At 65.7% G+C, this 25,547-nt stretch carries 30 protein-coding genes; 18 read left to right on the top strand and 12 right to left on the bottom strand.

Annotation, left to right across the window (positions count from 1 at the left end):
• Nucleotides 1-14 precede the first annotated feature (14 nt).
• Nucleotides 15-452: a DUF29 domain-containing protein gene (locus D3877_RS02900; RefSeq protein ID WP_119829253.1), complete on the top strand. Its 438-nt coding sequence runs from the start codon at nt 15-17 to the stop codon at nt 450-452.
• A gap of 20 nt (nt 453-472) precedes the next feature.
• Here the strand turns inward: D3877_RS02900 and D3877_RS02905 are convergent, their stop codons facing one another.
• Nucleotides 473-931 carry a hypothetical protein gene (locus D3877_RS02905; RefSeq protein WP_119829254.1) on the bottom strand — a complete coding sequence of 153 codons (459 nt, stop codon included), beginning with the start codon at nt 929-931 and terminating at the stop codon, nt 473-475.
• A 129-nt stretch (nt 932-1,060) separates the two neighbouring features.
• On the opposite strand from D3877_RS02905, the gene D3877_RS02910 reads away from it, so the two are divergent.
• Nucleotides 1,061-1,756 (top strand): phosphatidylserine decarboxylase, encoded by a 696-nt coding sequence (locus D3877_RS02910; RefSeq protein ID WP_119829255.1) that lies wholly within the window; start codon nt 1,061-1,063, stop codon nt 1,754-1,756.
• Entirely contained in the window at nt 1,756-2,628 is an 873-nt protein-coding gene (locus D3877_RS02915; protein WP_119829256.1) for a CDP-alcohol phosphatidyltransferase family protein, read from the top strand. Before D3877_RS02910 ends, D3877_RS02915 begins: the two co-directional genes overlap by 1 nt.
• Before the next feature lie 29 nt (nt 2,629-2,657).
• Here the strand turns inward: D3877_RS02915 and D3877_RS02920 are convergent, their stop codons facing one another.
• The gene (locus D3877_RS02920; RefSeq protein WP_119829257.1) at nt 2,658-3,029 is read right to left on the bottom strand and encodes a hypothetical protein; all 372 of its coding nucleotides are present in this window, start codon (nt 3,027-3,029) and stop codon (nt 2,658-2,660) included.
• Between the two features lie 192 nt (nt 3,030-3,221).
• Here D3877_RS02920 and D3877_RS02925 point away from each other — a divergent pair, with 192 nt between their 5' ends.
• Nucleotides 3,222-3,812 (top strand): GNAT family N-acetyltransferase, encoded by a 591-nt coding sequence (locus D3877_RS02925; protein WP_119829258.1) that lies wholly within the window; start codon nt 3,222-3,224, stop codon nt 3,810-3,812.
• Between the two features lie 24 nt (nt 3,813-3,836).
• Here the strand turns inward: D3877_RS02925 and prmB are convergent, their stop codons facing one another.
• Both prmB and arsC read right to left on the bottom strand, forming a co-directional pair.
• Entirely contained in the window at nt 3,837-4,778 is a 942-nt protein-coding gene (gene prmB, locus D3877_RS02930) for a 50S ribosomal protein L3 N(5)-glutamine methyltransferase (RefSeq protein WP_119830750.1), read from the bottom strand.
• 41 nt (nt 4,779-4,819) lie between these two features.
• Nucleotides 4,820-5,161 (bottom strand): arsenate reductase (glutaredoxin), encoded by a 342-nt coding sequence (arsC, locus tag D3877_RS02935; protein ID WP_119829259.1) that lies wholly within the window; start codon nt 5,159-5,161, stop codon nt 4,820-4,822.
• Nucleotides 5,162-5,346: 185 nt separating this feature from the next.
• On the opposite strand from arsC, the gene D3877_RS02940 reads away from it, so the two are divergent.
• The 4 genes from D3877_RS02940 (at nt 5,347) to D3877_RS02955 (ending at nt 9,023) form a co-directional block, all read left to right on the top strand.
• Nucleotides 5,347-5,646, top strand: coding sequence for a hypothetical protein (locus D3877_RS02940; protein ID WP_238474703.1), 300 nt, complete (start codon nt 5,347-5,349; stop codon nt 5,644-5,646).
• Nucleotides 5,647-6,219, top strand: a complete 573-nt coding sequence (locus D3877_RS02945; protein WP_119829261.1) for a DUF1007 family protein — start codon at nt 5,647-5,649, stop codon at nt 6,217-6,219.
• A 5-nt stretch (nt 6,220-6,224) separates the two neighbouring features.
• Nucleotides 6,225-7,208 carry a nickel/cobalt transporter gene (locus D3877_RS02950; protein ID WP_119829262.1) on the top strand — a complete coding sequence of 328 codons (984 nt, stop codon included), beginning with the start codon at nt 6,225-6,227 and terminating at the stop codon, nt 7,206-7,208.
• A gap of 654 nt (nt 7,209-7,862) precedes the next feature.
• The gene (locus D3877_RS02955) at nt 7,863-9,023 is read left to right on the top strand and encodes an amidase family protein (RefSeq protein ID WP_158599770.1); all 1,161 of its coding nucleotides are present in this window, start codon (nt 7,863-7,865) and stop codon (nt 9,021-9,023) included.
• Between the two features lie 85 nt (nt 9,024-9,108).
• Here the strand turns inward: D3877_RS02955 and D3877_RS02960 are convergent, their stop codons facing one another.
• The 3 genes from D3877_RS02960 to D3877_RS02970 all read right to left on the bottom strand — a co-directional run bounded on the left by D3877_RS02960 (nt 9,109) and on the right by D3877_RS02970 (nt 14,581).
• Nucleotides 9,109-10,512 (bottom strand): methyltransferase regulatory domain-containing protein, encoded by a 1,404-nt coding sequence (locus D3877_RS02960; RefSeq protein ID WP_119829263.1) that lies wholly within the window; start codon nt 10,510-10,512, stop codon nt 9,109-9,111.
• 142 nt (nt 10,513-10,654) lie between these two features.
• Nucleotides 10,655-12,712 (bottom strand): O-linked N-acetylglucosamine transferase, SPINDLY family protein, encoded by a 2,058-nt coding sequence (locus tag D3877_RS02965; protein ID WP_119829264.1) that lies wholly within the window; start codon nt 12,710-12,712, stop codon nt 10,655-10,657.
• 39 nt (nt 12,713-12,751) lie between these two features.
• Complete coding sequence (locus D3877_RS02970; protein ID WP_119829265.1) at nt 12,752-14,581, bottom strand: ABC transporter ATP-binding protein; 1,830 nt, start codon at nt 14,579-14,581, stop codon at nt 12,752-12,754.
• 364 nt (nt 14,582-14,945) lie between these two features.
• Here D3877_RS02970 and D3877_RS02975 point away from each other — a divergent pair, with 364 nt between their 5' ends.
• The 4 genes from D3877_RS02975 (at nt 14,946) to D3877_RS02990 (ending at nt 17,218) form a co-directional block, all read left to right on the top strand.
• On the top strand, nt 14,946-15,488 hold the full coding sequence (locus D3877_RS02975; RefSeq protein WP_119829266.1) for a phage tail protein: 543 nt from the start codon (nt 14,946-14,948) through the stop codon (nt 15,486-15,488).
• 34 nt (nt 15,489-15,522) lie between these two features.
• Nucleotides 15,523-16,083, top strand: coding sequence for a phage tail protein (locus D3877_RS02980; protein WP_119829267.1), 561 nt, complete (start codon nt 15,523-15,525; stop codon nt 16,081-16,083).
• Between the two features lie 15 nt (nt 16,084-16,098).
• Entirely contained in the window at nt 16,099-16,683 is a 585-nt protein-coding gene (locus D3877_RS02985; RefSeq protein ID WP_119829268.1) for a phage tail protein, read from the top strand.
• A 67-nt stretch (nt 16,684-16,750) separates the two neighbouring features.
• The gene (locus tag D3877_RS02990; RefSeq protein WP_199720687.1) at nt 16,751-17,218 is read left to right on the top strand and encodes a GNAT family N-acetyltransferase; all 468 of its coding nucleotides are present in this window, start codon (nt 16,751-16,753) and stop codon (nt 17,216-17,218) included.
• A gap of 251 nt (nt 17,219-17,469) precedes the next feature.
• On the opposite strand, the gene D3877_RS29275 is transcribed toward D3877_RS02990, so the two are convergent.
• A complete protein-coding gene (locus D3877_RS29275; protein WP_147395078.1) occupies nt 17,470-18,183 on the bottom strand; it encodes a hypothetical protein in 714 nt (237 codons plus the stop codon).
• 15 nt (nt 18,184-18,198) lie between these two features.
• On the opposite strand from D3877_RS29275, the gene D3877_RS29280 reads away from it, so the two are divergent.
• The 4 genes from D3877_RS29280 to D3877_RS03010 all read left to right on the top strand — a co-directional run bounded on the left by D3877_RS29280 (nt 18,199) and on the right by D3877_RS03010 (nt 20,243).
• Entirely contained in the window at nt 18,199-18,492 is a 294-nt protein-coding gene (locus tag D3877_RS29280) for a hypothetical protein (RefSeq protein ID WP_147395079.1), read from the top strand.
• Nucleotides 18,493-18,530: 38 nt separating this feature from the next.
• Nucleotides 18,531-19,343 (top strand): sulfotransferase domain-containing protein, encoded by an 813-nt coding sequence (locus D3877_RS03000; RefSeq protein WP_238474841.1) that lies wholly within the window; start codon nt 18,531-18,533, stop codon nt 19,341-19,343.
• A gap of 80 nt (nt 19,344-19,423) precedes the next feature.
• Nucleotides 19,424-19,723 carry a lasso peptide biosynthesis PqqD family chaperone gene (locus tag D3877_RS03005; RefSeq protein WP_119829272.1) on the top strand — a complete coding sequence of 100 codons (300 nt, stop codon included), beginning with the start codon at nt 19,424-19,426 and terminating at the stop codon, nt 19,721-19,723.
• Entirely contained in the window at nt 19,707-20,243 is a 537-nt protein-coding gene (locus D3877_RS03010) for a lasso peptide biosynthesis B2 protein (protein WP_158599771.1), read from the top strand. Before D3877_RS03005 ends, D3877_RS03010 begins: the two co-directional genes overlap by 17 nt.
• Before the next feature lie 33 nt (nt 20,244-20,276).
• On the opposite strand, the gene D3877_RS03015 is transcribed toward D3877_RS03010, so the two are convergent.
• The 4 genes from D3877_RS03015 to D3877_RS03030 are packed head-to-tail and all read right to left on the bottom strand — an operon-like array spanning nt 20,277 to nt 24,404.
• Entirely contained in the window at nt 20,277-22,187 is a 1,911-nt protein-coding gene (locus tag D3877_RS03015) for an asparagine synthase-related protein (RefSeq protein ID WP_119829274.1), read from the bottom strand.
• A gap of 34 nt (nt 22,188-22,221) precedes the next feature.
• Nucleotides 22,222-22,599, bottom strand: a complete 378-nt coding sequence (locus D3877_RS03020) for a hypothetical protein (RefSeq protein ID WP_119829275.1) — start codon at nt 22,597-22,599, stop codon at nt 22,222-22,224.
• Nucleotides 22,596-23,225 (bottom strand): 2OG-Fe(II) oxygenase, encoded by a 630-nt coding sequence (locus tag D3877_RS03025; RefSeq protein WP_119829276.1) that lies wholly within the window; start codon nt 23,223-23,225, stop codon nt 22,596-22,598. Before D3877_RS03025 ends, D3877_RS03020 begins: the two co-directional genes overlap by 4 nt.
• A 42-nt stretch (nt 23,226-23,267) precedes the next feature.
• Nucleotides 23,268-24,404 carry a 2OG-Fe(II) oxygenase family protein gene (locus D3877_RS03030; RefSeq protein ID WP_158599772.1) on the bottom strand — a complete coding sequence of 379 codons (1,137 nt, stop codon included), beginning with the start codon at nt 24,402-24,404 and terminating at the stop codon, nt 23,268-23,270.
• Nucleotides 24,405-24,540: 136 nt separating this feature from the next.
• On the opposite strand from D3877_RS03030, the gene D3877_RS29715 reads away from it, so the two are divergent.
• Nucleotides 24,541-24,693, top strand: coding sequence for a hypothetical protein (locus tag D3877_RS29715; RefSeq protein ID WP_158599773.1), 153 nt, complete (start codon nt 24,541-24,543; stop codon nt 24,691-24,693).
• A 48-nt stretch (nt 24,694-24,741) separates the two neighbouring features.
• Nucleotides 24,742-25,536, top strand: a complete 795-nt coding sequence (locus tag D3877_RS03035; RefSeq protein WP_119829278.1) for a 2OG-Fe(II) oxygenase — start codon at nt 24,742-24,744, stop codon at nt 25,534-25,536.
• Nucleotides 25,537-25,547: the final 11 nt, after the last annotated feature.

Consider the following 25,547-nt stretch of genomic DNA (forward strand, 5'->3'; position numbering starts at 1 on the left):
AGAGGAGACCAGCGATGGAGCAGCCCCTCTACGACCGCGATTTCTACGCCTGGGCGAACGAACAGGCGGCGCTGTTGCGCGCGGGAAAGCTCGACGCGGCGGACATCGCCCACATCGCCGAGGAGATCGAGAGCATGGGCCGCAGCGAAAAGCGGGAGTTGGTCAATCGTTTGGCCGTTCTGCTGCTTCATCTGCTGAAATGGCGTTTTCAGCCCGGCCTGCGCGGCAACAGTTGGCGTTTGAGCGTGAAGGAGCAGCGCTATCGGTTGGCCAGCCACATGGCGGACAACCCCAGCCTCAAATCAAAATTGGATGACGCGGTGGCCGACGCCTATCGGTTGGCGCTGGTTGACGCGGAGCGGGAGACGGGGCTGAGCGAGTCAACCTTTCCCGCCGCCTGCCCTTGGAGCTACGCGCAGATGATCGACCATGATTTCTGGCCGCAGCCCTGATTTTACAGATACGGCGGCCCTTACAAATACGGCCCCAGCAGCCGCAGGAAGGGCCGGGCCTCTTGCAACACCAGCATGGTCTGGTGGAACAAATCCTCCGGCGCGGCGTGATGCTCCAGCGTGCTTTCGGAGAAGAGGATGATCTTCTGGCCGCCCTGGACGATGAATTTCACATGCTTCAACCCGTCGATCCCGCGCAGCAGAGACAGAAGCGTGCGGCGGCGGTCGGGGGCCTGGGCGGTGAAGGGGACATGGCCGACGTCGGCCCAAATCTGGCAGATCGACCCCTCGCCCTCGTGACGGACGGCGATGTTGAAGGGCAGGCCGTCGGCCATGAAATGCAGCTTGCAGGGTTTGGGCGGCTTGGCGATGCCCAACACGCCTTCCGGCGTCATCTCGATCGACCCGGGCGTGATGGGCAGAGCGCCGTCCGGCACTTCGGCCAGCAACTGAATGGTCTTCAAATCAGGAACGGTCACGGGGCGGCGCTCGATTTTGCAGTGGCTTGTGCGGTTAGCATGGTGTCTCGCCGCTAAAATTCTGTAAAGGGCTTGATCGGGCGTCTACAATGGCCGCTCGCAATTGGTTGAACAGTGAAGACAGAGGCGATGTCCGCCATCGATACCGTCGTCGTTCCGATCCACCGCGCTGGCTGGCCGTTCATCGCCGCTTTCGCCGTCGTTTCGTTGATCCTGGGTCTTGCCGTCTGGACCCCGCTGGGCTGGGCCGGTCTGGTTCTGACCCTGTGGTGCGTTTATTTCTTCCGCGACCCCGACCGCGTCACCCCGACCCGCCCCGGCCTGCTGGTCAGCCCGGCGGACGGTCGCGTCACCATGATCGTCCAGGCGGTTCCGCCGCCGGAATTGGGCATGGGCGACGCGGCGTTGACGCGAATCAGCGTTTTCCTCAACGTCTTCAACGTCCACGTCAACCGTGTGCCGACCGATGGAACCATCGTCGCCGCCGAATACCACAAGGGCAAGTTCCTGAACGCCGCCCTGGACAAGGCCAGCGACGAGAACGAACGGATGTCCTTCCGCCAACGTCTGCCCGATGGCCGCGAGATCGCCTATGTGCAGATCGCCGGTCTGGTTGCCCGTCGCATTTTGTGGTGGGTCAAGGCCGGGCAGGAGGTGAAGGCGGGCGAACGCTTCGGCCTGATTCGTTTCGGCAGTCGCACCGACATCTATTTGCCGGATGGAGTCGCCCCGCTGGTTTGCGTTGGACAATCGGCCATCGGCGGCGAAACGATCCTGGCTGATTTGAGCGGGACGGAGCCGCAGCGCTACGGGGATGTGCGGTGATGAAACGCCCGCCTGTTTTCAAGCAGCCGATCTTTCGGCCCGGTCGGGCGCGCCGTCCGCGCCGTCCGCACCCTCGGCTCAAGGGGTTGTCGATCAACCATCTGCTGCCGAATGTGCTGACGGTTTTGGCGCTGTGCTCCGGCCTGACGGCGATTCGCTTCGCCATTTTGGAGCGTTGGGAACCGGCGGTGATCGCCATCGTGATCGCCGCCATTCTTGACGCGCTGGATGGCCGGATCGCCCGGCTGCTGAACGGGCAAAGCAAGTTCGGGGCGGAGCTGGACAGCCTGTCCGACGCGATCAGCTTCGGCGTCGCCCCGGCCTTCATGATGTATCTGTGGGGGCTGAACGGCGCTGGCACCTTGGGGTGGATCGCCGCCATGGCCTACGCCGTCTGCTGCGCCCTGCGGCTGGCGCGTTTCAACTCCCGGCTGGGGGTGGTCGATCTGCCGCCCTGGGCTTACAACTATTTCACCGGCGTTCCTGCCCCAGCCGGGGCCGGACTGGTGCTGCTGCCGATGACCTTGGGGTTTGAGGCGGGGCCGAGCATCGTCGGCCATCCCGTCATCATCGTCCCCTGGACGCTGATGATCGGCGGCCTGATGGTCAGCACCCTGCCGACCTTCTCCTTCAAGGGCGCGCGGGTTCCGGCGCAATGGGTGGTTCCCGCCCTGGCCGGGGTCGGGTTGGTCGCCGCGATGATGGTCAACCAACCCTGGTGGACGCTGTCGCTGGTCGGCTTCGCCTATTTGGGCAGCTTGCCCTTTTCGGTCGGCCAGTTCCGCAAATTGCAGAGCGCGGCGGAACTGATGCAGGCCGATTCGCCGGACTCGGACGCCGCCGAAGAGCCTCTTCCCCCGACGGCGGTCTGAACCACGTCGACTCGGCTGCGACAGGCGGTTTACTCCGCTGCGGCGAGCAGGCTGGCCATCCCCTCGACGGACAGCGCGCGTTCGCCAATGGTGACGCGCGCCACCATCGGGATTTGCCGCAGACATTGGCCGACATGGTCGGATTCGGCGCGCACCATGCCGCCGACCTCCATCTCGATGGTGAGCGTGTCGTCAACCAGACGGCTGACCAGCGTCAACGGGACGAGGCCGCGCTTGGCGACCAATTCCAGAACGCGGGGCAGGGTTCCAGGATCGGCGTCGGCGATGACGGAGAAGACCACGCGGCGGCTCGGATCGCAGGGGCGCGATTCGGCGGCTGGCGGGGCCAGGGCGACGGTGGGGGCGGCGGATGCGACGGTGGATTCGGGGGTGCTGGGCATGATGCGTCGGGCCTTGACTGCGAAACTGCGGAGTGGGCGTGCGTTTACCCGGCTCTCAAAAGAGAACCGGGCCGCTAATTCGCAGAATGCTGGCAAACCGATGCGCGTTCATGGCGGCTAAGCTACGGTGCCTCGTCGCGTCCGTCAACCGGCGCGAACGCCGCAACCGTCACGAACAGGAACCGCCCCGTCATGATCGACGACCGTCTCACCCTTCGCCCGGCCTGCGCCGACGACGCGCCGGAGCTGGCGCGGCTGATTACGATCGCGGGCGGCGGGGTTTACGAATTTCTGCTGGACGGCCTCTATCCCGACCTGTCGGCGCGGGAGATGCTGACGCCGGGGCTGGCCGGGCGAACCGGCTCTTTGTCGTATCGCCAGAGCGGAGTCGCCGAATTGGATGGCCGCGTCATCGGGGTGGTTCACGGCTATCCGGTCGATTGGATCCGAACGGAGGATTACAGCGGCCTGCCGCCCGACCGGGTGGAGCATCTGGCCAGCTTTTCCCAAACCCAGGATTGGGGCAGCTATTTCCTGTCCGCGCTGGCGGTGGACGAGGCGTTCCGCCGCCAGGGCGTCGCCGCTCGCCTGTTGGGGTGGTTTGCCGAACGGGCGCGCGGCGGCGGTTTCGACCGTGTGACCCTGCATGTCTGGGCCGACAACGACGCCGCGCGACGGCTCTACGCCAAGGAGGGCTTTGTCGAATTGGGCCGCGCGGCGATTCCGTGGCATGAACGCCTGCCGCATCAGGGGGGAAGCGTTCTGTTGCAGCGGCGGGTGTGAGGCCCGCCGCCTTTGCCAAGCGCCTTACTTCACGCCCTTCAACTGGTCCCGCGTCAGCCAGAACACTTCGCCAAAGCTGTTGGCGGTTTCCAGCCAGAAGAAATCCAGGTTGGGATAATCGGCCTCCAGAATCTCGCGGCCCGTGCCGAACTCGCAGATCAGGCCGCCTTCGGGCGTCAGATGCTTGGCCGATTCCTTCAGGATGCGGCGGACGATGTCCAACCCGTCGTCGCCGCCCGCCAGCGCCATCGACGGTTCATGGCGGAATTCGGCGGGCAGGGCGTCCATCGCCTCGGCGTCCACATAGGGCGGGTTGGTGATGATGACGTCGTATTTGCGGTTTTTCAGCGGGGCGAACAGGTCGCCCTGATGCAGGGTGATGCGGTCGCCGAATCCGCTGTCGGCGACGTTGCGCTTGGCGACCTCCAGCGCGTCGGCGGACAGATCGACCGCGTCCACCTGCGCCTCTGGGAAGATGCGGGCGGCGAGGATGGCCAGACAGCCCGACCCGGTGCACAGATCCAAGACCCGCTCGACCGAGGTCGGATCCTCGACCAGGGTGAAATCATCGCCGCCGAACAGGTCGGAGTACAGCAACTCGCCAATGAAGGAACGCGGGATCAAAACCCGCTCGTCCACGTAAAAGGGGATGCCCTGGATGTAGGCCTTGTTCAGCAGATAGGGGGCCGGTTTGCGGGTGTCGACGCGGGCGTGCAGGATGTTCGCCACCGCCTGCCGTTCGGCCAAGGTCAACCGCGCGTCCAAATAGGGATCGAGCTGGTCGATGGGCAGATGCAGGGTTTCCAGCACCAGAAACACCGCCTCGTCAAAGGCCGTCGTGGTGCCGTGGCCGTAATCCAGCTCGGCCTGGTTGAAGCGGCTGACGCCGTAGCGCAGAAAATCGCGGATGCTGGACAGTTCGGCGGCGGCGGTCGCGGCGGTGTGTTCGGTCGAGGGCGTGGTCACGGGGCGGTCTCCGGTGGCGATGGACGAAAGGGCGGCGGGCGTCACAGCAGGTCGAGCACGGATTCCGGCGGACGACCGACGCGGGCGCGGTCGCCCTTGACCACGATGGGGCGCTCGATGGCGCTGGGGTTGGCGGACAGGGCGGCGATCAGGGCCTCGCCATCCAGATCCGCCGGGATGCCCGCCTCGGCGGCTTCCTTGGCGCGGCGGATGTCGCGCGGCCCAAGCCCGAGCTTGCCCAGAATCGCCGTCAGTTCGGCGGGCGAGGGCGGGGTCTTGAGATATTCGACCACCAACGGCTCGACGCCCTTGTCGCGCAGCAACTCCAGCGTTTGCCGGGATTTGGAGCAGCGCGGGTTGTGATAAATGGTGACGTCGCTCATCGGAATCCCCGTTTCTTGGTTCTCCGACAAATACACCCGTCGGGCGCTCCGCGCCAAGCCGCCGCGCGGTGATCGGCGATCTTGCTGGATTTCCCGCTATGTTATAACGTTGTCACGACCCTGTATTGCGGGGGTGGTGGATCATGGTCGGCGGACCAACACGGCGAAGCGGGAGCGAGCGGGCGATGAAAACAGGACGGCGGAGTCTGTTGCGCGGTCTGGCGCTGGGCGGCCTTGGCGCGGCGCTGGGCGGGGCGGGGTCGAACGCCTGGGCCTTCACCGCGCTGCCGGGATCCGATTATGGCGCTCTGTTGGATGGCGCTTGCGGGGCGTCGGTGGATCATCGCCGCCAGATCGCCGCGTTGGAAAGCGCCTTGGGCGGCACCTTGGCCGATCCGCGCATCGTCGCCCTGTTGCAGAACACCGCCTGCCCGAACTGCGGCTGTCCTCTTCTGACGCCGCCCGGCGCGCCTGCGTCCTTCTGAATGCGGCGTTTGGGGCTGCTGGCGGCGGTGGGGGTGATCGCGCTGTGCGAACCGGCGGCGGCGCACCCGCATGTCTTCGCGGAGGTGTCCTTCGGTTTGCAGTTCGCCGACAAGGGGCTGGAGGCGATTGACGTCACTTGGCGCTTTGACGAGATGTACTCGCAAGCCATGCTGCCCGATTATCTGAAGAAGGGCGAAAAGCAACTGTCGGCCAGCGGCGTTCAGGGGCTGTACAACGACGTGTTCCGCTTCCTTGGCGATTTTCACTATTACACCGACGTCGCCGTCGGCGGCGCGCCGCTGAAGGCCGTCAACGCGGGCGGCTTCACCGCGCGGGCGGAGCGCGGGGCGCTGGTCTTCCACTTCATGATTCCGTTGGACAAGCCGGTCGCCTCCGGCGTGGTGGAGTTGCTGGGCTTCGATCCCGATTACTTCATCGAATACACGCTGGCCGGGCCGCCGCAGGCGCATGGCAAGCCGTTTCGCCACCAGTGCAAAACCCAGCGATTCCAGCGCGAAACCGACATCACCGGCCCCATCGGCGTGGCCGGCCTGTCCTGCACCATCGGGTGAGGCCCATGCGCCGTCTCAGTCTGCTTGCATTCGGCTTGTGGTTGGCGCTGGCCGTTCCGGCGCTGGCGGCCAGCCCGCTGGCCGGTGGCCGCGCCGCCGCGCCCGACGAGGCCGCCGCCTCGCTGTCGCTGCTGCCCGAACCGTTGCGCGGCGCGGCGCAGAGCCTGAACCGCCTTCAAGCCGATCTCAGCCGCCGGATGACCGGGCAGCTTCAGGAGATGCGCGACGCGGACGGCGCCGATGGCGGCTCGCTGGTCGCCGGGGCGTGGCTGTGCTTGATCGCCTTTGTTTATGGCGTGCTGCACGCCGCCGGGCCGGGGCATGGCAAGCTGGTGGTGTCCTCTTACTTTTTGGCGAATCGCGCGGCGTGGCGGCGCGGCGTGCTGCTGTCGGTTGGGGCGGCGCTGACCCAGGCGTTGGCGGCGATCCTGCTGGTGGGCGTGCCGGTGCTGCTGTTGGGCATGACGCGGGCCAGCGCCCTGGGGCAGATCCGCTATCTGGAGCTTGCCAGCTATGGCGTGATGACGCTGATCGGGGTGGGGCTGTTGGTGCGCGCGGCGCGTGGGCAGGTCGGCTGCGGCCACGATCATGGCTTGAGCGAGCACGGTCATCATCAGGGGCACGACCACGCTTGCGGCCACCATCATCATCACGCTCCTCCGGCGGCGGAGCGTCGGGGTTTCCGGCTGTTGGCCTTTGCGGTCGGCTGTCGGCCCTGTTCGGGGGCGGTGCTGGTGCTGCTGTTCGCGCTGGCCAACGACATGGTTCCGGCGGGCTTGCTGGCGGTTCTGGTGATGGCGGCGGGGGTGGCCTTGACCACGTCTGCGGCGGGATTCGTCGGCATCGGCGCCCGGCGCGGGGTGGAGCGGCTGCTGTCGGCCCGCCCGCGCGCCGCCCATGTGGCGGAACGCGGCATGGCGTTTGGCGGGGCGGGGGCGGTGACGCTGCTGGGCGGATTGCTGTTTTTGGCGGCGCTTGGCGGGCTTTGACGCCGCGACCACGCCGCAATCGTTGCGGTTGAGGGTTTCCGGGTGATAGTTCCCGCAATTTCAATGTTTTGGCGAGAAGTACGGCATGTCCGCTCGACAAGGCCAAGTGGCCAAGATCGCGATCTGGCGCATCAAGGTGCCGGACGAGGAACTGGAAGCTTTGGCGGGAACTGAGCAAATCTGAACCTTCGTGGCAACTGAACGAAGTGGACACGACGACGTGCCGCCGATGACCAGCGTGGCGCGCAAAAGTCTGCGCCGCGCAGGATGCGGTGAGGATGCGTTAAGCCGCGCAAGGTTTCTGTTCCAACGGCGGAACGGTCGAAGTTCTACGTCGTGACGAGGTGGTCGAGTGATGAGGCGTTACGCATCTGACCATGGGCGGGGGCGCTGGACGGCTTGCCAAAAAGGACTTCACCGTGTGGAACTGACCGAGGCGCATGTGCGCGCGGTCGAGCAGGGCGGCCTTCAACATTTTCCATCACTGAAAACGCCGGACACCGGCCTGTCGATGCCAAAGCCAGGACGAGCGCCGGCAAGGGCGAGGCCGGGCGATGGACGCCTGCCCATGCGGGTGAGGATCTGTTCTGCACAAGGGCGTCGCCACCAGGCGGGACCACCTCCTCGAGCGGTGGTGCCGGGTATGAATCGACGGTGACGTCGAGCTCTGGCGGACGGAGCGGTTTGCTCGGCAAGGTCAATCTGGGACGAGTTCGCCATGGGATCGGCGACTCATCACCGCCCACCAGGGCGAGACGGTCAAGCCCCTGGAGTCACGGCCAGCCCGGTCATGGATCGCAAGATCGTCGCGGGCGGGTCCCTCCGGCGGCTCGGCGGCGGCGGTGGCGCGCGGGTGGCGCTGGGCGCGACCGGCACCGACACCGGGGTTCGATCTCGTCAACCGGCGGGCTACACCGGCACGTCGGCGTCACAGCCGACTACGGGGCGTGCTCGCGCTGGGGCATCGTCGCTACGCCTTCCCTCGCTGGATCAGGCCGGGCCGGATGGCTCGCACGGTGGAAGACGCGGCGATATGCTCGCGCTCCATGTGTCGGCTCGATCAAGGATCTCGACTGGTCGAACTGGCGGTTCCCGATTTTCGGCGCGCTGACCGGCGACATCCGTGGCCTGCGCGTCGGCATTCCCAAGGAATACCGGGTCGAAGGGCTGTCGGCGGAAATTGACGCGCTGTGGAGCCAGGGCGTCCAATGGCTGAAGGACGCGGGCGCCGTTCCGGTCGAGATCAGCCTGCCGCACACCAAATACGCGCTGGCCGCCTATTACATCATCGCCCCAGCGGAGGCGTCCTCCAACCTCGCGCGCTACGACGGCGTCCGCTTTGGCCTGCGGGTCGAGGGCGGCAGCCTGAACGAGCTGTACGAGAACACGCGCGGCGCCGGTTTCGGCAAGGAAGTGCAGCGCCGCATCCTGATCGGCACCTATGTGCTGTCAGCCGGTTACTACGACGCCTATTACAACAAGGCCCGCCAGGTGCGCACCCGCATCAAGTGGGACTTTGACGAGGCGTTCAAGAGCTGCGACGTCATCCTGACCCCGACCGCGCCCAGCACGCCTTTCGCGATTGGCGAGAAGATGGACGATCCGGTGCAGATGTACCTGAACGACGTCTTCACCGTGCCGATCAACCTCGCCGGTCTGCCCGCCATGTCGGTTCCGGCGGGCTTGGGCGCCGACGGTCTGCCGCTGGGCCTGCAATTGATCGGTCGTCCGTTCGACGAGGAAACCCTGCTGCGGGTCGGTCAGGTGCTGGAAAAGGCCGCGAACGTCACGGCGACGCCGAATTTCATGGCGTGACGCTGCGGTTTTCTGGTTGAGAGCGTGAAAAAGGGTCGGCTCGATTGAGCCGACCCTTTTTTGTTCAGGATAAGCGCCGCAACCGTCACACCATGCCCAACCGCCGCCATACGGGCAGAGTGACGCGCTGTGCATGGTCGATGGCGGACGTCAACGCGAAGCGGCGTTGCGCCTCCGCGTCCAGTTCCGCCGGATTGTTGGCGAAGGCCATCACCTGGAAGGGGCCGAGATAGTGATCGACCAAAAGCGCCGGCTCCATCGGCGCGCCGGTTTGAAGCCCGTGGTGGAGCATCGCTTCGGCGGCGCTCGCCGTCAGCCCGGCGCCGCCGACCGAGGACGCCAGAAACGCGACCGCTCTGCCATCCGCCATCGCGGCGGCGCTTTGCGCGCGGTTGAAGCGCTGGACCGACGGCAGAATCCCCCCGTCCAAACCCCCGATGACCGGCAGCGCGACTCCCAGACCCGTCAGACAAAGGACAAGGTCGCGGGGTGAGGGCGCTTGGCCGCTTTCCAGCACGGCGGGAAGGTCGAGCAGGTCGCCGACGCGGCGCGGCGCCTCGGCCAGAGCGGCGAGGATCGGGCCATACACCCGCTCCTCCAGCACAACCGGCCCATCCACGGCTTGGATGGTGAAGGGCAGGGCGATGGGAGCGATCTGCGCCAGCCCGAGGTCGCGCAGCTTGGCGTCGCGCCGCTGGGGGGAGAGGGGACGGGCGTCGCGCGCGAACACGTCGCAGCGATGCCCCTCCTGCCCGCAATAATCGGCGAAGGTCTCGCGCGCGGTTGGATCGGCGATCCCGGCCAACAGCGCGCGCTGCGCCGCGCTCAACGTCAAGGTCGGCTCATTCTGGAAGATGTGCGCCGCCCCGGCGTAGGTCAGCGCCGCCGCCGCCATGTCGCGCGCCACATCGGCGTGCAGCAAGGGTTGCCAATGAGCGTTCAGATATTCATGCGCCAGATAGGCCCAGTGCTTGTTCTCATCAAGGGGACCCGGATTGCGCACGCGCCGCAACAGTTCCGGCCCGCCCAAGGTGACGGCGCCGGCCGCTTGCAGCGCTTCGGCGAATTCCATCCCCTGACGAACCGCCTCGACGCTGTTTCCGGCGGCGTTGCGGGCGTATTCCTGCAACAGGCGCTGCAACGGCAGCAACGGCGCCCAGGCCGACAGCGAATTGTAGCTGACATAGGCGACGCCGCCCGGCTTCAGCGCGCGATCAAGAAAGCGGACGATCGCCCGTCGCGTCTCCGGCCCGACCCAACTGTAAACGCCGTGCAGGGTGATGTAATCAAAGGCGGGCAGCTCCGGCCCGGCGCCGTCGACGAGATCCTCGAAACTCCGCTCGTGGAAGGTGACGTTCCCCAAATCGGCGGCCTTGGCCATGGCGCGGGCGCTGGCGATGTGGGCGAGGTGGAAATCGACGGCATGGACGTTCGCGCGCGGGTTGGCGGCGGCCACGACGTTGGCGGTGATCCCCTGGCCGCAACCCAATTCGCACCAGGTGAAATCGTCCCCCGCGATGGCGGCTCCACCCCGTTGAGCAGGCAGACGAGATCAAGGTGAGCGGGCGCCTGTTCGCGAAACAGGCCCGCGCCATATTCGACATCGGCGACGTACCCGGCGTTCCAACGAGTCATGCCTCACCCTCTCCGTTCCGTTGTTTTTGAGCGACCTTGGCGCACCAGCGCCGCCACAACGCGCGGTAAACACGCTCCAGATGGCGGGCCATGCGGGGGGCGTCGCACAAAGAAGAAGCCAAAACCCGCTCCCGCAGCCCAGCCCGCAGCGTCGCCAGCCCATGGCTGTCGGTCGCCGCACGCTGGGCGATGGCGATGTAATCGTCGGGCGAGTCGGCGATGAAGGACGTCAGTCCGACGGTCGTCAGGATGGAGGCGCTCCACCGGGCGACAAGGCGCGGCTGCGGCAGGGTCACGACCGGCACGCCCATGAACAGGGCCTCGAAGGTGGTGGTGGATCCGCTGAAGGGGAACGGGTCGAGCGCCACGTCGACGCCGTCATACAGCGCCAGATGCTCGGACACGCTGTTCAGGCTGCCGGGCAGGAATTCGACCCGCGTCGGATCGACGCCGCCCGCCACGAGGTGGTCCAGGATGCGCGCACGGCAGGCCGGGGCGTCGTAGTGTTTTTGATACTTCAACCGCAGCCGCGCGTCCGGCGTCGCGCTCAGCACCCTGGCCCACAGATCCAGCGTCGCGTCCGACATTTTGGCCGGGTTGTTGAAGCAGCCAAAGGTGGGAAACCCGTTGCGCAGCAGCGGCGGCGGGGTCAGCGGCGGCGGATCATCCGGCGGCGCCATGATGACGTAGGAGGGCAGGCGCATCAGACGTTCGGTGAAACATTCGCTCAGCGGGCGGGCGCCGATCACCCGATCAACGATCAAGGCGTCGATCACCGGCATGGCGCTGGTCGTCACGTCGTGGTGGCTGATCTGGACCGGCGCCGGTTGGTGGGCGCAGACGCTGAGGCGGTTCCCGTCGAAATGCCCGGCGAGGACCACCAGAATGTCGATGCCGTCGGAGCGGATTCCCTGGGCGAGCGCCTCGTCGCTCAAACCGGCGACCATGCGCCAGCCGCCGCTCAACGCCTGGAACCGCTCCACGGTGGGGTCGAGGATGGGAATGTCGGAATAGACGAACAGGTCGAACCGCTCGCGGTCATGCGCCCGCAGAACCGGCTCAAGGTTGCGCGCCACCGGCTGGGCGGCGTGCAGATCGGTGCTGAGATAGCCGACGCGCAGGCGACGGTTGGGATCCGGCCAATTGGCGTGCGCGGGATCCTGCGGATAGAGCGGGCGCAGGAAACGCTCCTCGAACGCATGCGCCGCTTGAAAGCATGGTTCGGCGTCGGGCAGCGGCAGATACAGCCCGGCGCTGGCGATCGCGTTGACGACGTCGATCCGGTGCGGCGCCAGCCGGTTGGCGCGGGCAAGGCACATCGCCGCCTCACGCGGGCGGGAGAGGTTGAGCAGGCTGCAACCCATGTTGTGCAGCGCGTCAACATGGGTCGGGTTGGCGGCGAGCGCGACGCGCAGCCGAACCTCGGCCATGTCGTGCCGCCTCGCGTCCACGACGTCGAGCCATGCCAGATTGAAGGCGGCGGCGCTGGCGGGATCCAGGCGGGCGGCGCGGTGGAGCGCTGTTCGCGCCTCTTCGATCCGCCCGATCTGGCCGCTCATCGCGCCGACGTCCAGGATCGGCCCGGCGGCGCTGGGGTCAAGCGCCGACTGAACGCGGGCCAGGGGAATCGCCTCCGCGTAGCGACCCTGCCAACCCCAGCGTTCGCAGAGCTGGCGCAGCGCCTCGACGATGTCGCCGCGCAGCCGCAGCGCGCGGCGGAGCAAGGTCTCCGCAACATCCTGATGACCGGCGGCGTTGAACACGGCGGCGGCGGAGAGGAGATGGGCCGGGGATTCTGGGGACAAGGCCAGGGCGTGCAGCAGATTTTGCGCGGCAAGATCGTGACGACCAGATTGCGAGGCCAGAACGCCAAAAAGTTGCCAGACATCAGCCTGGGCTGGCTCGCGTTCCAGAATCAGCCGGTATTGCTCCTCCGCTTCGGCGACGCGGCCGGATTGGTGATGCGCGAAGGCGGCGATCAGCGGCGCGTTGGTGTCCAACATGGTCGATGCGGGAATGGTGAGCGGGAACGCCACCATAGCGGGCGGGGCCATCCGGCGCCATGACGATCCGGGATTCTTGACCCGGCCTTCTCAATCCATCGCCAGATGGGCCAGATGCGGGGAGGCGGCTTTTACGACGGGCCAAGGGCCGGATGCGACCAGCCGCCCGGCGTCGAGGACGATGACATGGTCGGCGAACTGAACGGTCGATGGCCGGTGAGCGATCAGCACAATCGTGATGCTGGCCTTCAGAGTCTGCATCACGTTCAGGATGCGCTGTTCGGATTCATGGTCAAGCGCGCTGGTCGCCTCGTCAAGAATCAACACATCCGGCCCCGACAGCAGCGCCCGCGCCAAGGCCAGCCGCTGGCGCTGACCGCCCGACAGCAAGGCGCCGCGATCACCCACCATGGTGTCGAGGCCCTGGGGAAGCGCCCGGACGAAATCGGCGGCGTCGGCCTGCTCCAGGGCCGCCCACAAGCGTTTATCGCCGTCGCCGCCGCCGTTCGCCCGGCACGCGATGGCGAGATTGACCCGAACGCTGTCGCGGAACAGGAAGCTGTCCTGCGGCACATACCCGACGCGCCGCCGCCAGGACCGCCGCGCCGCGCCTCCGGCCACCGGCTGGCCGTCGATCAGCATCCGGCCCTGGTCTGGTTCGATGAGGCCGAGCAGCAGGTCGGCCAGCGTCGATTTTCCGGCGCCCGACCGCCCAACCAGGGTGGTGACGGCGCGCGCGGGCACGACCGTGTCGATGCCGGACAAGGCCCATGGGCCATCCGGGGTGTACCGGATCCCAACGCCGTCCAACCGCACCCCCTGCGTCAGCGCCGCCGTGTGGGACAGGTCGGCCGGTGGCGACGCGGCAGGCGTTTCCGAGTCCACCATGTCGGTTCGGCAGCGGTTCAGAAGGTCAAGCACGGCGGCGTGGGCGGGCAGCGCGTGCAGCACGATCCGCCAAGCGTCCTGGATGCGCTGCGCCGTGGTGAGAAGCCGGGCGAAGGCCGCCATCAACACCAGGGTTCCGGCCAGTTCCATATCCAGAACCCGCACAGCGAACCAGACGGCGACCGCCGCCGCCGTTGCCGCCAACCCCTGCGTCACCGCGCGCGCCCATCCGGATTGGCGTTGAAACGCGATCATGTCGGCGCGGACGTCGCGCATGCGCGTTTCAAAAAGCCGGGCGCGCTCCGCCTCCAGCCCGATGGCGCGGATCACCCGCATGCCGGCCAGATCCTCCGACAAGTCGCGGTGCAGGGCTTGCATCCCGGCCACGGCTTGCCGCCCGAGTCGGTGGGCGTGGCGGCTCAATGGCCGCGACAGCGCCAGAGACAGGGCGCCCAGCGCCAGCGCCGCGCCGGTCATCGTAGGCGACAGCCGCAGCGCCACGGCCAACAGAACCGGGATTTCCACCGCCCAACCGGCGGAGCGGAGCAGGAATTCCAGACCGTTCGCGGCGCGTTGCGCCTCGCCGATCACCGCGTTGACCACCTCCGCGCCAGCCAGCCGGTTGAAGGCGCGCCATTCCATCCCGGCGACCGCCTCGTGCAGTTGGCGGCGCAGATGGTCGACATAGCCGAGCCGCAGGCGCGCCACCCGATCCCCGCGCGCCGCGATCACCAGCGCCGCCGCCGCGACCAGGATCACATAGAGCGCCAACGCGCCTTCCAGCCCCAGAGGCGCCAGCCACAGATCGCCTTTTCCCGCTTGTCCGCCCCCAACCCCGACCATCGACAAAAGCGGCGCCAGCAGCAGCAGGCCCGCCCCTTCAGCCAGGGCGGCGATCACGGTCAGCGCCGCCAGCCCCCCCAGCCGCCAACCGGCGAACGCGGCGACGTCATGGAGGAAGCGCGCGAATTCGCCGATTGGCGTCTTGGCGGCCAACCAGAGGCGGGGCAGATGGAACTGGAACAACGGCATGTTGGTTCGCGGCTTTCTGGCGGGCGGGCGGCGCAACCCTAGCGAACCATCCGCCGGGTTGGAACCAAGACCGAGCGGGCGAGGCGTTCGAGTCGGGCTGGAAAGGGCCGTTCAAGCGCTGCGGCGATTATCAAAGGTGGAATTTTATTGCAAACAAAACACGTTTACATGTCGCGCGGCTCCTATTGCTACACAATTGAAATTTCCGGCGCACCCGTTTGCATGTGTTGTCTGTGTTTGTCACAATTTGATGAGACAAGACAAAATCAACTCATGATATATGCTGTTGGCAGTATCCGAGGTTGTCGGTCGCAATCGGCCCAGACGCCTCGGATTTGGTGGCAAGGCTGGGAGGAGGGACGCCATGAGCGATTGGTTCCTAGGTGAAATTCGACTGTTTCCGATGAACTGGGCTCCGCAAGATTGGCATGTGTGTGACGGAACTGTCATGCAAATCCAACAGAATCAGGCGCTGTACTCGCTGATCGGGACGACCTACGGCGGGGACGGGAAAAACACCTTCCAATTGCCCGACCTGCGCGGACGGGTGCCGGTCGATCAAAACTATAACGACACTTCGGGCGAGTATGTGCGGGGCAAGGCCATGGGCGTGGAGACCGTGGCGTTGACCGCCGCGCAGACCCCCCAGCACCAGCACACGCTGAACGTGTTGAGTACGGCGGGCGCCACAGCCAACTCGGTTGGGTCCAGCATCTCCGGGACGGCGACAAGCCCCATCGTTCTCGTGGCGCCAAACCTTTTCGCCTCACCCGGCCCGGCTCCGATACCGCTCAACCCGGCCGTCCTCTCGACGACAGGCGACGGCGCGGCGCACAACAACATGCAGCCTTTCCTGGTTTTGAACTTCTGCATCGCCACAAGCGGCATCTATCCGCCGCGCAACTGATGACGACCAGAAACCTTAGGAAAGGAAACACCCCATGAGTGATTATTTTGTTGGCGAAATTCGCTTGTTCGCTGGAAAGTACCCACCAGCCAACTGGAATTTGTGCGACGGCACCCTTCTGAAGATCTCCGAGTATCAAGCCCTCTACGCCATAATCGGCACGACCTATGGCGGCGACGGCGTCAACACTTTCGCCCTTCCGGATCTGCGTGGCCGCATTCCGATTGGCCAGGGTACGGGGACCGGCCTGACAAATCGCGTGTTGTCCCAGAGCGGCGGCGCCGAGACCGTCGCCTTGACGGCGGCGAACATGGGGCCGCACACCCACAACCTGGTGACTGCGGGCGCCGCCGCCGCCAGCCCGACGCCCGGCCCCACCGTCATGTACGCCAACACGGCGTCGCCGACGACTCAGTATCTTAAGTCTGGCTTGGGGACCGCTGGCGCGACGCCGACCAATCCGATCGCCGGCACGATTTCCACCGCTGGCTCAATTTCCACCGCTGGCTCAGCGACGGCGCACCCCAACGTCATGCCAACCGCCATTCTGACTTACATGATCGCCTTGAATGGCACTTTCCCCACCCGCGCGTAAGAGAGGGGCAAAAATATGGACGCCTTTATCGGAGAAATCCGCATTTTCCCCTTTGGCTATATTCCGCAGGGTTGGCTCGCCTGCAATGGCGGGCAATACAATGTGCAGGACCATCAAGCGCTCTATAGCATCATTGGCAACACCTGGGGTGGCACAGCGATGCAGACCTTCAAGGTGCCCAACCTTGCGGGTTTCTGCGTGATGGGGCAGGGCACAGGCCCCGGCCTGTCGCCCCGGTCGTGGGGCGCCACCACGGTCGGCGCCAAGACGGCGACGCTCAACTCTGCGCAACTGCCCTCGCACACCCACACGCTGACCATCCAGGGAGCGGTTCCGGCCCAGGCATTGACGAACACCACGGCCACGCCGACCGCCAACCAATCCTGGCTGGCTCGTCCGGTGCAGCCCAATTCCACGGGCGCCAACGCGGTGCCGGCCTACACCAAGGTCACAACCCCCAACAGCACCCTGCACCCCAACACCATCGCGCCCGCTTGCGGCATCGCGGCCGGCGCGGTGAGTCCGCACGAGAATCGGCAGCCTTACCTGACCATGGTGTTCGCCATCAACGTTGACGGCGTATACCCGGTGCGGAACTGATCTTTTGCCGGTGACGCCCAAACCAACCCTCGCGCCGCCCGCCCCTTGGGCGGCGCGAGGGTTCGCCTTGCGGACTGAAGCCGTTGAGGATGCTCCCTTTTTGTTGCGGCTCTACATGTCCGTGCGGATGGCGGAGCTGGAGCCGACGGGGTGGCCCGAGGCGATGAAACACGCCTTCCTGACCTCCCAGTTCGCGTTGCAGACGCGCCATTACGCCGCCGCTTACGCCGATCCGGATTTCATGATCCTGACCTGCGGAGACGAATCGGTCGGACGGCTGTATCTTGCCCACACCGACGCGGATTTGCGCGTCGTGGACGTGTCGCTGTTGCCGGAACGGCGGGGGGGCGGGCTGGGGCGCGCGCTTCTTCAGGCCGTGCAGGCGCGGGCGGCGGACGACGGGCGAACGGTGAGTCTGAGCGTGGACATGCGGAACCCGGCGCAAAATCTCTATCGCCGCTTGGGTTTCGTCGAGGATGGAACGGAAGGACCGTCCTGGCGTATGATCTGGCGCTCACCCACCCCGCCAGCGTGAAGCCTGGGGCGCGTCAATCTGCATCCCCAACGCGCAGGAATTGGCTCGGCGCCATCGGCGCTTGCCTTTTCCCCACCTTCCCGCATAAACTTGACGTTGACGCCTTATGGAAACGAAGGCTGGCAACGCCAAACGCCTTGAAGGTAGAACCATGAATTCGCGTGACTCCTTGAATCCGGTGAATGCCGCGCCCGTTCTTGGCAAGAAGGCCTGGATGGCTCCGGAAATCCGCGATCAGGCCATCAAGAGCCTCACTGAAGCAAAAACCAACCAAACGAATGAAACGGATCCTTCTTTCGGCCCGTCGTAACGCAGGTCTGTCTTCTGATTTGTGTTGGTGTCGTTAATCGTAGAGATGATCGTTGTTTTACTATCGAGTCTGCGGTCTTGCCGTCGCATCCGATTTTCCTCTTCCAGGGATGGTGATCGCAGACGAGGTCTTGTCTCAGACGGATGTGCGCGTTCGGTGCGGCACGGCGCCAGCAGCGCTGGACGCCGCAATTCGGGTCGGGCCGACGTGGCAACTTGACGACGCCGCTTTTCTGTTTCGGGTTCCACAAGTCGCGCGTTTCCTCGTCACGAATGGAAACGAGGTTGTCGTTGATCTCCACGCGTCGTCGACCACCACCGACGCCGCGCCCTTCCTGCTGGGCACCGCCTTCGGCGTCTTGCTTCATCAGCGCGGACAGCTTGTTTTGCACGCCGCCACCCTTTCGTATCGGGGCCGGGGGGTGGCCTTGTGCGGCGTCACCGGCGCCGGGAAATCCACCCTGGCGGCGGCGCTTTGCCAGGCGGGTTGTGATTTCGTTGGCGACGACGTCGCCGCCATCCGCTTCGATGACGGCGGTGTGCCCACCATCCTGCCAGATGGGCGGCAGCACCGATTGTGGATGGACGCTGTCGAACAGCTTGCGCTGACCGATTGTCTGGGACCGCCAGTTCGACCATGCCTTAAAAAATTCCACGTTGATCCGCCGAGGATGGCGACGCAAGGACCGACGCCGCTAACCACGATCATCATCCTGCGGAAAGCGGATTCACCAGGTCGGTTCGATTTGACGCCGCTGGATCCTGTCGACGCCGCTGCGTTGGTGCGCGACGAGGTGTATCGCTCAAAGACGGCCAGCCATCTGGGGCGCGACGCTGACCTGTTCCAGCAGATCGCCGCCTTGCTCGGTCGGGTTCGGGTTTTTCTGCTGGACCGCGCCATGGATTTCGCATTGCTGGACGACACGGTCGCCGCTGTGCTCGCGCAGATCGACAAGGAGGTGTGATGCCGTCCGGGGGCAAGATCGTTTGGCTCGCCTCTTACATGAAATCAGGCAACACATGGCTTCGGTTGCTGATCGCCAATTATCTTTTCGCAGCCGACGCGCCAATCGACATCAACCGGATTGATCTGAACAGCCCTTATCCGGTTCGGAAGGATTTTCTTGAGGAAAAAAGCATCGTTGATCCGAATCTGCTCAGCTTTGACGAAACAAACCTTCTCCGCTCCATCATTATGGAGGATTTTGTCCAGCGGTGCGACAGGATCAATTGCATCAAGGTCCATGACAAACACGGCGTCACCATCGATGGCACGCCTCTCTTCGGGCGGGGGGACGCTTGGTCAGCGGTTTATATTCTCCGCGACCCGCGCGACGTGGCTGTATCGCTGGCGTTTCACTACAATGTGACGTTCGACCGCGCGATCAAGATGCTGAACAACCCCAAACAGCGGATCGCTGGATATCGTGGCAAATACGTCCCGCAGGTTGAGCAAGGGGTCAGCGATTGGAGCGCCCATGCCGCAAGTTGGGTCGACCAATCCGATTTTCCCGTCCATATCCTGCGATTCGAGGATTTGCGGGCCAATCCTGTGGAGGCGTTCGGCGCGGTGGTCGCCTTTATGGGGCTTGAAAAGCGACAGGAACGGGTGGAGCGCTCCGTTCGCTTCAGCGATTTTACTGAGTTGCAACGTCAGGAGCGCCAATCCGGTTTCTCCGAACGCTCGTCGCGATCAACCGCGCCTTTCTTCCGATCCGGTCGGGTTGGAGCCTGGGCCAAGGTTCTGACCACGGCGCAGAGCGACGCCATCGCCGCCGCCCACCACCCGATGATGGAACGATTCGGGTATTTGTGATAAGCATGCCGGGCAAAAATGCCCACCGAGCGGCGCGGCTGACGCCGGGGCCATGCAGGGGCAAGACGACGGAGACATCCATGAACAACCCGACGGAAGCTTGCGGAACGCTTCGCCGCGCCGATGGCCTGCTGACCGCCGATGTCGACGGGGAACTGCTGATGATGAGCGTCGAGCAGGGCCGTTACTTCAATCTGAACTCCGTTGGCTCCCGCATCTGGGAACTGCTCGCGGCGCCGGTGGCGGTCGATGAGTTGGTGGACGCGCTGACCGCTGAATATGACGTGGCCCCCGACGAGGCCCGGCAGGAGGTCGAGCGTTTTCTGGGCGCGCTGCGCGAACGTGGCCTGCTCGTCACGGACAATGCGTCGGCTGCGTAAACTCCTCGCCCTGCCGTTGGCGGATCAGTGGCTGGCAGCGGAGGCGGCGGTCTGGTTGGCGTTGGCGCAGCTTCTGCTGGCGGTTTTGCCCTTCCGGTGGATCGCGATCAGCCTTGGTCCCCTGGCGCGTGAACGATCCGATGGAGCCGTCGCCCCGGTCGATCTGATTCGGCAGGCCCAAGTCCGGCGGATCGGTCAGACGGTTGAGCGAACCGCCCGCCATCTGCCATGGACCGCGCTTTGCTTGCCCCAGGCGCTCGCCGCCAGGGCCATGTTGGGCCGACGCGGCATTCCCGCCACCGTGCATTTCGGCATGGCTCTGTCCGATGACGAAACGACCGATCAAGAGGCGACTGAGGGCGGGCGGCGGATGCTGGCCCATGCCTGGGTGACGGTTGGCCGGACGGGGGTGGTTGGGACGCCCGCCGCCGGGCGTTTCGCTGTGGTCGCCCGCTTCACCCATGAAACGGGCAATCACGAAACGGGCAACCACGAAACGGACGGCCAAACCGTTGGGTGACAACGCGCCGCATCCGTGATGTCGCCGCGCGTGTCAGTGATGTTGCCGAACATAGGAAATAAAGCGTAAAACACGCGGCGCCGTTTCCGCAACCTTGCGCAAAGCCCGGTCGCCACCCAATTCGCCCGAGCGGCGCAACGCCTCTTCCGGGGGCGGCAAGGCGCGCAAACGCTGTTCCAAAGCCTCCAGATCGAACAGCGCGTTGATCCGTGGGTGTCCGCGCAGGTCGGAAAGCTGACGGAGCAGCGTGTCGCGTTGCAGGGCGACGACCAGGGAGGCCTCGGGAAAAGGGGTATGTTTGGTGGAGTTTTTAAGGATCTTGTCCGGCAGGATTCCAATCATGGCGTCGCGGTACAGCCGCCGCGAAACACCGTCGCGCAGGAACAGCGCGCTTGGCAACGACAGCGCGAATTCGATCACCCGACGGTCGAGCAGGGGGAAAGCGGCGGCAATGCCGGTGCGGGCGCCCGTCAGCGCCCAATGTTCGGGCCGCCGCGTCAGAACCGGCCCGTTCAGGAGGCGCAGACGATTGGCGACGGCGTTGGGGCGCATCGGCGGCGACGGCGGGGGGACGCCGCCCATCGCCTCGTTGCGCAACAGCAGCCTGATTGAGGTCATTGGCGCGCTGTCCCGCGTTCTGCCGAGCAGACTCCGGGCGAAGGTCTGAATGGCGTCTGGCAGCAGATAGTTCAGCACCTCGCCACGCAGCGTATCCGTCATCAAACAGCCCCTGGCGACGGACACCGCCCGAATCTCGCGCGCGAACCTCCACCAGCGACCGGCGAGCAGCGCTTCGGCCAGGGCGCCGCGACCGTTGAAGGACGCCCCCTCATCGCCGCCCCACCCTGAAAGAAAAATCTGCGCGCCGCGCGCCGCCGCGTCCATGCAGATCCACGCGTTGGGATCGGCGGGGTCGAACGGCAGGGGTTGATCGCAATCCATCCGGGGCAGCAGAAAATCCAGCGGAGGGCCAATGCGCGCGGGAATGCTGACGATGTCCGGTTCCTGGTCCAGCACCGTTTGGGCGAGCGGACCTTCGCCGTCCGGCGCATAGTCTCCCTGCGGCGTCGGCAGGAATGGGTAGGCGAGCAACGGGCGCCCCGTCGCGCGCAAGGCGCGGGCGGCGAGGACGGTGATGGAGGGGGAATCAAGCCCGCCGCTCAGGTGAGTCGCCACCGGCCCGGTTTCCGGCAGGCGGACGCGGACCGCTTGCGTGACCAGCGCCGCCATCTCTTCGGCGGCCTCTTCCGGGCGGCAACGGTTTTGGCCTGCGGTCGCCGGGTCGAGCCGCCAATGCCGCCCGCTTTCCCGCCGACGCGCCGACACACGCGTCCACGCCCCCACCGGAAGCCGTTCAACGCCGCGAAGCACGGAGCGGTTGTTGGGCGTCCCGCGCATCAACAGCGTGCTCAGAAGGGCGGCTTCGTCGAGTTCCCGCGCGACGAAGCCGCTGGCGTTCAGGCCCCGAGGCAGCGAGGCGAAGGCGAACACCCGATCCGGTTGATCGTTGATGAAGAGCGGTCGGACCCCCATGCCGTCACGGGCGCACAGCAGCGTTTGATCGCGCGGATCCCAAGCGGCCAGGGCGAAGTCGCCGAAAATGCCGCCAAGCCCTCCGTCGGACCCGTCAGCCTCCCGACGTTCCAGCGCGTTCAACAGCGCGGCCTCGTCGGTTTTTCCGTCGGCGCCTTCGTAGAGTCGAGCGTCAGCGGCCAGCACGAGACCGCTCGCGCCGCGCGGCAGGGCGGTGGCGGCGGGCGGGTCAACGCGCGGAATGGCGGCGGCTGGCGCAAATTCAAGCGTGGCGAGCGCCATCGGCCCTTCGACAAAACTCGCCACCGCAGGGGTCAGGCCCGACTCGATCATGGCGGCGACCATGGCGGCGAGCCGCCCGGCCTCAGCCGGTCGGCCGTCAAGATGGAGGAAGCCGCAGATCAACCGCATGAATCATGTCCGTGATGGTGGCGTCCTGGCGCGGTCAATTGAGCGACCCGTCAAAGTCGATGTCGACATAATGCGGCGGCGCCCAACTGTTCTGATCCGGCGTCCGGGCGTCGCGTTCCAGGCTGGCGCTGGGTGACGCGAAAGGTTCAGCGCGTTCCTGCGGCAACAGGATCAGGTCGGCTTGCCAATGGGGCATCGCCTCAACCGGAGACGACGGCGCGCTGTCCGTCGCGTCGCCGACCAGAAAGCGCAGAGCGGCGTCGAATCCCGGAGTCTCGCCTTTGGTCAGTCGCCCATGAACAAAGCCGCGCGCGCGCAAATAGGCGTCGACGTCGATGTGTTCGGCAACGCCCGCCTCGGCGTGGATCACCGCGTCGGCGAGGGGGCCTCCCACATAAGCGGACGGGATCATGACGTGCGACGGCTCCGGTACCAGCAGTTGATGGCGAAACGCTGGTCCCTGAACGCGCCGGACGGGCAGGCGACCGGGCGCACCTCGTGGGGCGCCCAGGAGGGGAACAGCAGCAGCATGTCCTGTTCTGGCGTGATGTCCAGGAACTGTCCACCCTGTTCGGGCGGCAGGATGGAATGCAGCCGCAATTCGCCGCCGCTGTAGCTTTTGGGTTCGGCGTGGAAATAGTGCACGCCGGTCAAGGCCCGATCCGTCGTTTTGTCGGACGGGCCGGTTCGCGTGTCGATGTGCCGTCGGTAGAACGCGCCATCGCCATGGGCGACAAGCTCAATCTCCAACCGACCCAAATCGAAAGATGACAGGCGCAGATCGGCGACGGTCGGATCCATGACCGACAGAAAACGCGCCTCCAACGCGTCCCGCAGCGATCCGAAATCCCGCAGAACCCGTGAGACGCGCATCTCGGGATTGATTTTCCTGTCGCCAACCCCGGTGGGCCTGAAGGTGTCCCGGTTGGCTTCGGCGTGAGCCAGCAACTGGCCGATCAAATCGGAGCCGAGAAAATTGCGGATCACCCGGTGGGGGGCGGGCTGCTCGAAAGCGCGCAGGGCGGGGGCGGTGCTCATGCTGCGATCCTGGTTCCGTCTCTGGTCAGGGCTTGTGGGTGGTCAGGGCGTCGGCGCTTGGTCGCACGGAAGGACGTCGAGCGCCACGCAGATTCGCGGCTCGCCCACGCCTGTGGGAATGGTCCCATGTCCAAGGAAGGAGGGGAAAATCAGCAGCGTTCCGTCCTGCGGCTCCACGCGCCAGCGTGGAAAATCCGGCAAGGATTCCCCGATGAACCGGGGCCAGGGGCCGAAGGCGAGCGATCCCGGTGGCGGCGCCTCGCGCTCCGCGCCTCGCGTCTCGCTCGTCGGAACGCGCGCGTAGTAGACGACGGTCAGCCAGCCCTGGGGATGAATGTGAGTCTCTTCGTGCCCGTCATCCGACAGGACCAGCGCCCAACCCTGCAACCGCGCCGTTTGCGGGCGATGGGCAATCAGCGGGTGCGGCGCGTTGAGACGCTCCGCCAGATAATCATCGACCTGTCGGCGAACGACGGCGAGCAGATTGCGGATCGCCGGATGTTCAACGCTGGCCAGCCCTTCAAGGCGCAGATTGCGCCCGTACGTCGGCTTGGTCTCCGGCGATGGGGCGAGCGCCGGGTGCGTCAGGATCGCCTGGGTCAGCTCCTCATTGTCGATCAGCCCGGAATCCAGTTCGATTCGGCGGCACAAATATTCCGGGTCGATCAAGCGAACGACGTCCGACGTTCGACCGGCCAAGGAAAGCGCGGCGGACAGATAGGCGAGATGAAGGGTGGAGCCGACGCCGCCGTCGATGGCCCCCTGACACAAGCTCGCCAGATCCTCGGCGGCGCCGTGCGTCAGGCAGTCGTTCGCGAAGGCGCCCAGCACCATGCTGTCGCTGGGATTCTCGTCCAGAACCTGCGCCGCCGCCGTCCGGGCCTCGTCGATCCGGTTCAGGGCGTAGAGGGCAAGGACTCTTTGTCGGCGCGCGTCTCGCGCTGTTCCGGCGATCTCTGGGGCCAAGACCCTCAACGCCAGGTCCGGCTGGTCGCAGGCGATCGCGGCCTGCGCCAACTCACACGCGAGCGCCGGCGTCAGCCCGCCTTTTTCCGCAAGCGGGGACAGAAGGTCGTGGATCTCCACCCAACGCCGATCGTCCCGAAGAGCGACCGCAAGATCGCGCAGCAGATCGGGGCGGTCAGGGCGCGCGGCGACGGCGGCGCGCAGCAGCGGCAAGAAAGACCGGGCGGGCGGGCGTCGTGTTGGCTGGTCCGTCCGCCAAACGATCTGGGGTCCGTGGGTTGGCATCATTCTGTCGCGCGGATTGATCTGGGGGGAGAATGGATCAAGCGGCGCTGGAGAGTAAAGCTGCATGCGCGCCATTCCGGCGGGCCGCGCGATTCAGCCGCGCCCGATCACCGACGCAAGCGAGCCGGGAATGGACGGCGCGGACCTTCGCGGGGAATTGATCGGTTGGCCCGTCATGCTCCTATTGCTTGCTTTTGCCGAATTGATTTCCGCATGATGCGAAGGCTTTGCCCCACTTGGCCAGCCCCGCTTCGGAGATGAGGTTATGCGGTCCTTGCTTTCCGGCCTTGGGCCGGACGATGTTCGTCTCGATCCTTTTCCCCATTTGGTTGTGCCGAACGCGCTGGACGAGGAGACGCACCAGCGGCTCAGCGAGACGTTTCCGCCCTTTTCGATGATCGGTTGGGCGGGTAAGGCCACGCCGCGCAGCAACTGCCGCTTTCAACTGTCGGCGTGGCAGATCATGGAAATGACGCCGCTACCTGACATATGGAAGGCGTTCGTCGGCCATCACAGCGCGCCCGCCTTTTTTGCGGAGGTGGTGGCTCTGTTCCGCGATCATTGGCCGACGGCTCTCAAAGAGGCGCTGGGCGGCGATCTGCTGAACCATTCGATGGGGCTGATGATGCGCGACAGCTTCAATGAGGCGCGCATTCTTCAAGACGCGCGGGCCGAGATCAACACGCCGGTTACGACCGTCCCCTCCACCTCGCGGGGGCCGCATCTTGACATGCCAAATCGGCTTTTTACGTGTCTTTACTATCTTCGCCATCCCGATGATGACGCGGTGGGGGGTGATTTGGAGCTGTTCCGTTGGAAGAATGGCCCGATCTCCAACACGGAGACATACGCGCTGCCGGGTGATTCGGTGGAGGTCGCCGCTGTCGTTCCCTACCAGGCCAATCAGATGGTGATCTTTCCGCAGGGGATCGACGCGATCCACGGCGTCAGCGTCCGCCATCCGACGCCTCACACCCGCCGTTACGTCTTCATCAGCGCCGAGATTGAGCAAAACTGGCTGGTGTCGCCTGCGGCGGCGACAGTGTCCGGGGAGGGGTGAATGAGGATTCT

It is taken from the genome of Azospirillum cavernae (genome assembly GCF_003590795.1).
Taxonomy (GTDB): domain Bacteria; phylum Pseudomonadota; class Alphaproteobacteria; order Azospirillales; family Azospirillaceae; genus Azospirillum; species Azospirillum cavernae.

Excerpts from the sequence above, each read along its gene's own strand:
- D3877_RS02900 (WP_119829253.1), top strand. The coding sequence starts at position 15 with ATGGAGCAGCCCCTCTACGACCGCGATTTCTACGCCTGGGCGAACGAA.
- D3877_RS02910 (WP_119829255.1), top strand. The coding sequence starts at position 1,061 with ATGTCCGCCATCGATACCGTCGTCGTTCCGATCCACCGCGCTGGCTGG.
- D3877_RS02915 (WP_119829256.1), top strand. The coding sequence starts at position 1,756 with ATGAAACGCCCGCCTGTTTTCAAGCAGCCGATCTTTCGGCCCGGTCGG.
- D3877_RS02920 (WP_119829257.1), bottom strand. The coding sequence starts at position 3,029 with ATGCCCAGCACCCCCGAATCCACCGTCGCATCCGCCGCCCCCACCGTC.
- D3877_RS02925 (WP_119829258.1), top strand. The coding sequence starts at position 3,222 with ATGATCGACGACCGTCTCACCCTTCGCCCGGCCTGCGCCGACGACGCG.
- arsC (WP_119829259.1), bottom strand. The coding sequence starts at position 5,161 with ATGAGCGACGTCACCATTTATCACAACCCGCGCTGCTCCAAATCCCGG.
- D3877_RS02940 (WP_238474703.1), top strand. The coding sequence starts at position 5,347 with ATGAAAACAGGACGGCGGAGTCTGTTGCGCGGTCTGGCGCTGGGCGGC.
- D3877_RS02945 (WP_119829261.1), top strand. The coding sequence starts at position 5,647 with ATGCGGCGTTTGGGGCTGCTGGCGGCGGTGGGGGTGATCGCGCTGTGC.
- D3877_RS02950 (WP_119829262.1), top strand. The coding sequence starts at position 6,225 with ATGCGCCGTCTCAGTCTGCTTGCATTCGGCTTGTGGTTGGCGCTGGCC.
- D3877_RS02965 (WP_119829264.1), bottom strand. The coding sequence starts at position 12,712 with ATGGCCCCGCCCGCTATGGTGGCGTTCCCGCTCACCATTCCCGCATCG.
- D3877_RS02970 (WP_119829265.1), bottom strand. The coding sequence starts at position 14,581 with ATGCCGTTGTTCCAGTTCCATCTGCCCCGCCTCTGGTTGGCCGCCAAG.
- D3877_RS02975 (WP_119829266.1), top strand. The coding sequence starts at position 14,946 with ATGAGCGATTGGTTCCTAGGTGAAATTCGACTGTTTCCGATGAACTGG.
- D3877_RS02980 (WP_119829267.1), top strand. The coding sequence starts at position 15,523 with ATGAGTGATTATTTTGTTGGCGAAATTCGCTTGTTCGCTGGAAAGTAC.
- D3877_RS02985 (WP_119829268.1), top strand. The coding sequence starts at position 16,099 with ATGGACGCCTTTATCGGAGAAATCCGCATTTTCCCCTTTGGCTATATT.
- D3877_RS29280 (WP_147395079.1), top strand. The coding sequence starts at position 18,199 with ATGGCGACGCAAGGACCGACGCCGCTAACCACGATCATCATCCTGCGG.
- D3877_RS03000 (WP_238474841.1), top strand. The coding sequence starts at position 18,531 with ATGAAATCAGGCAACACATGGCTTCGGTTGCTGATCGCCAATTATCTT.
- D3877_RS03005 (WP_119829272.1), top strand. The coding sequence starts at position 19,424 with ATGAACAACCCGACGGAAGCTTGCGGAACGCTTCGCCGCGCCGATGGC.
- D3877_RS03010 (WP_158599771.1), top strand. The coding sequence starts at position 19,707 with ATGCGTCGGCTGCGTAAACTCCTCGCCCTGCCGTTGGCGGATCAGTGG.
- D3877_RS03015 (WP_119829274.1), bottom strand. The coding sequence starts at position 22,187 with ATGCGGTTGATCTGCGGCTTCCTCCATCTTGACGGCCGACCGGCTGAG.
- D3877_RS03020 (WP_119829275.1), bottom strand. The coding sequence starts at position 22,599 with ATGATCCCGTCCGCTTATGTGGGAGGCCCCCTCGCCGACGCGGTGATC.
- D3877_RS03025 (WP_119829276.1), bottom strand. The coding sequence starts at position 23,225 with ATGAGCACCGCCCCCGCCCTGCGCGCTTTCGAGCAGCCCGCCCCCCAC.
- D3877_RS29715 (WP_158599773.1), top strand. The coding sequence starts at position 24,541 with ATGCGCGCCATTCCGGCGGGCCGCGCGATTCAGCCGCGCCCGATCACC.
- D3877_RS03035 (WP_119829278.1), top strand. The coding sequence starts at position 24,742 with ATGCGGTCCTTGCTTTCCGGCCTTGGGCCGGACGATGTTCGTCTCGAT.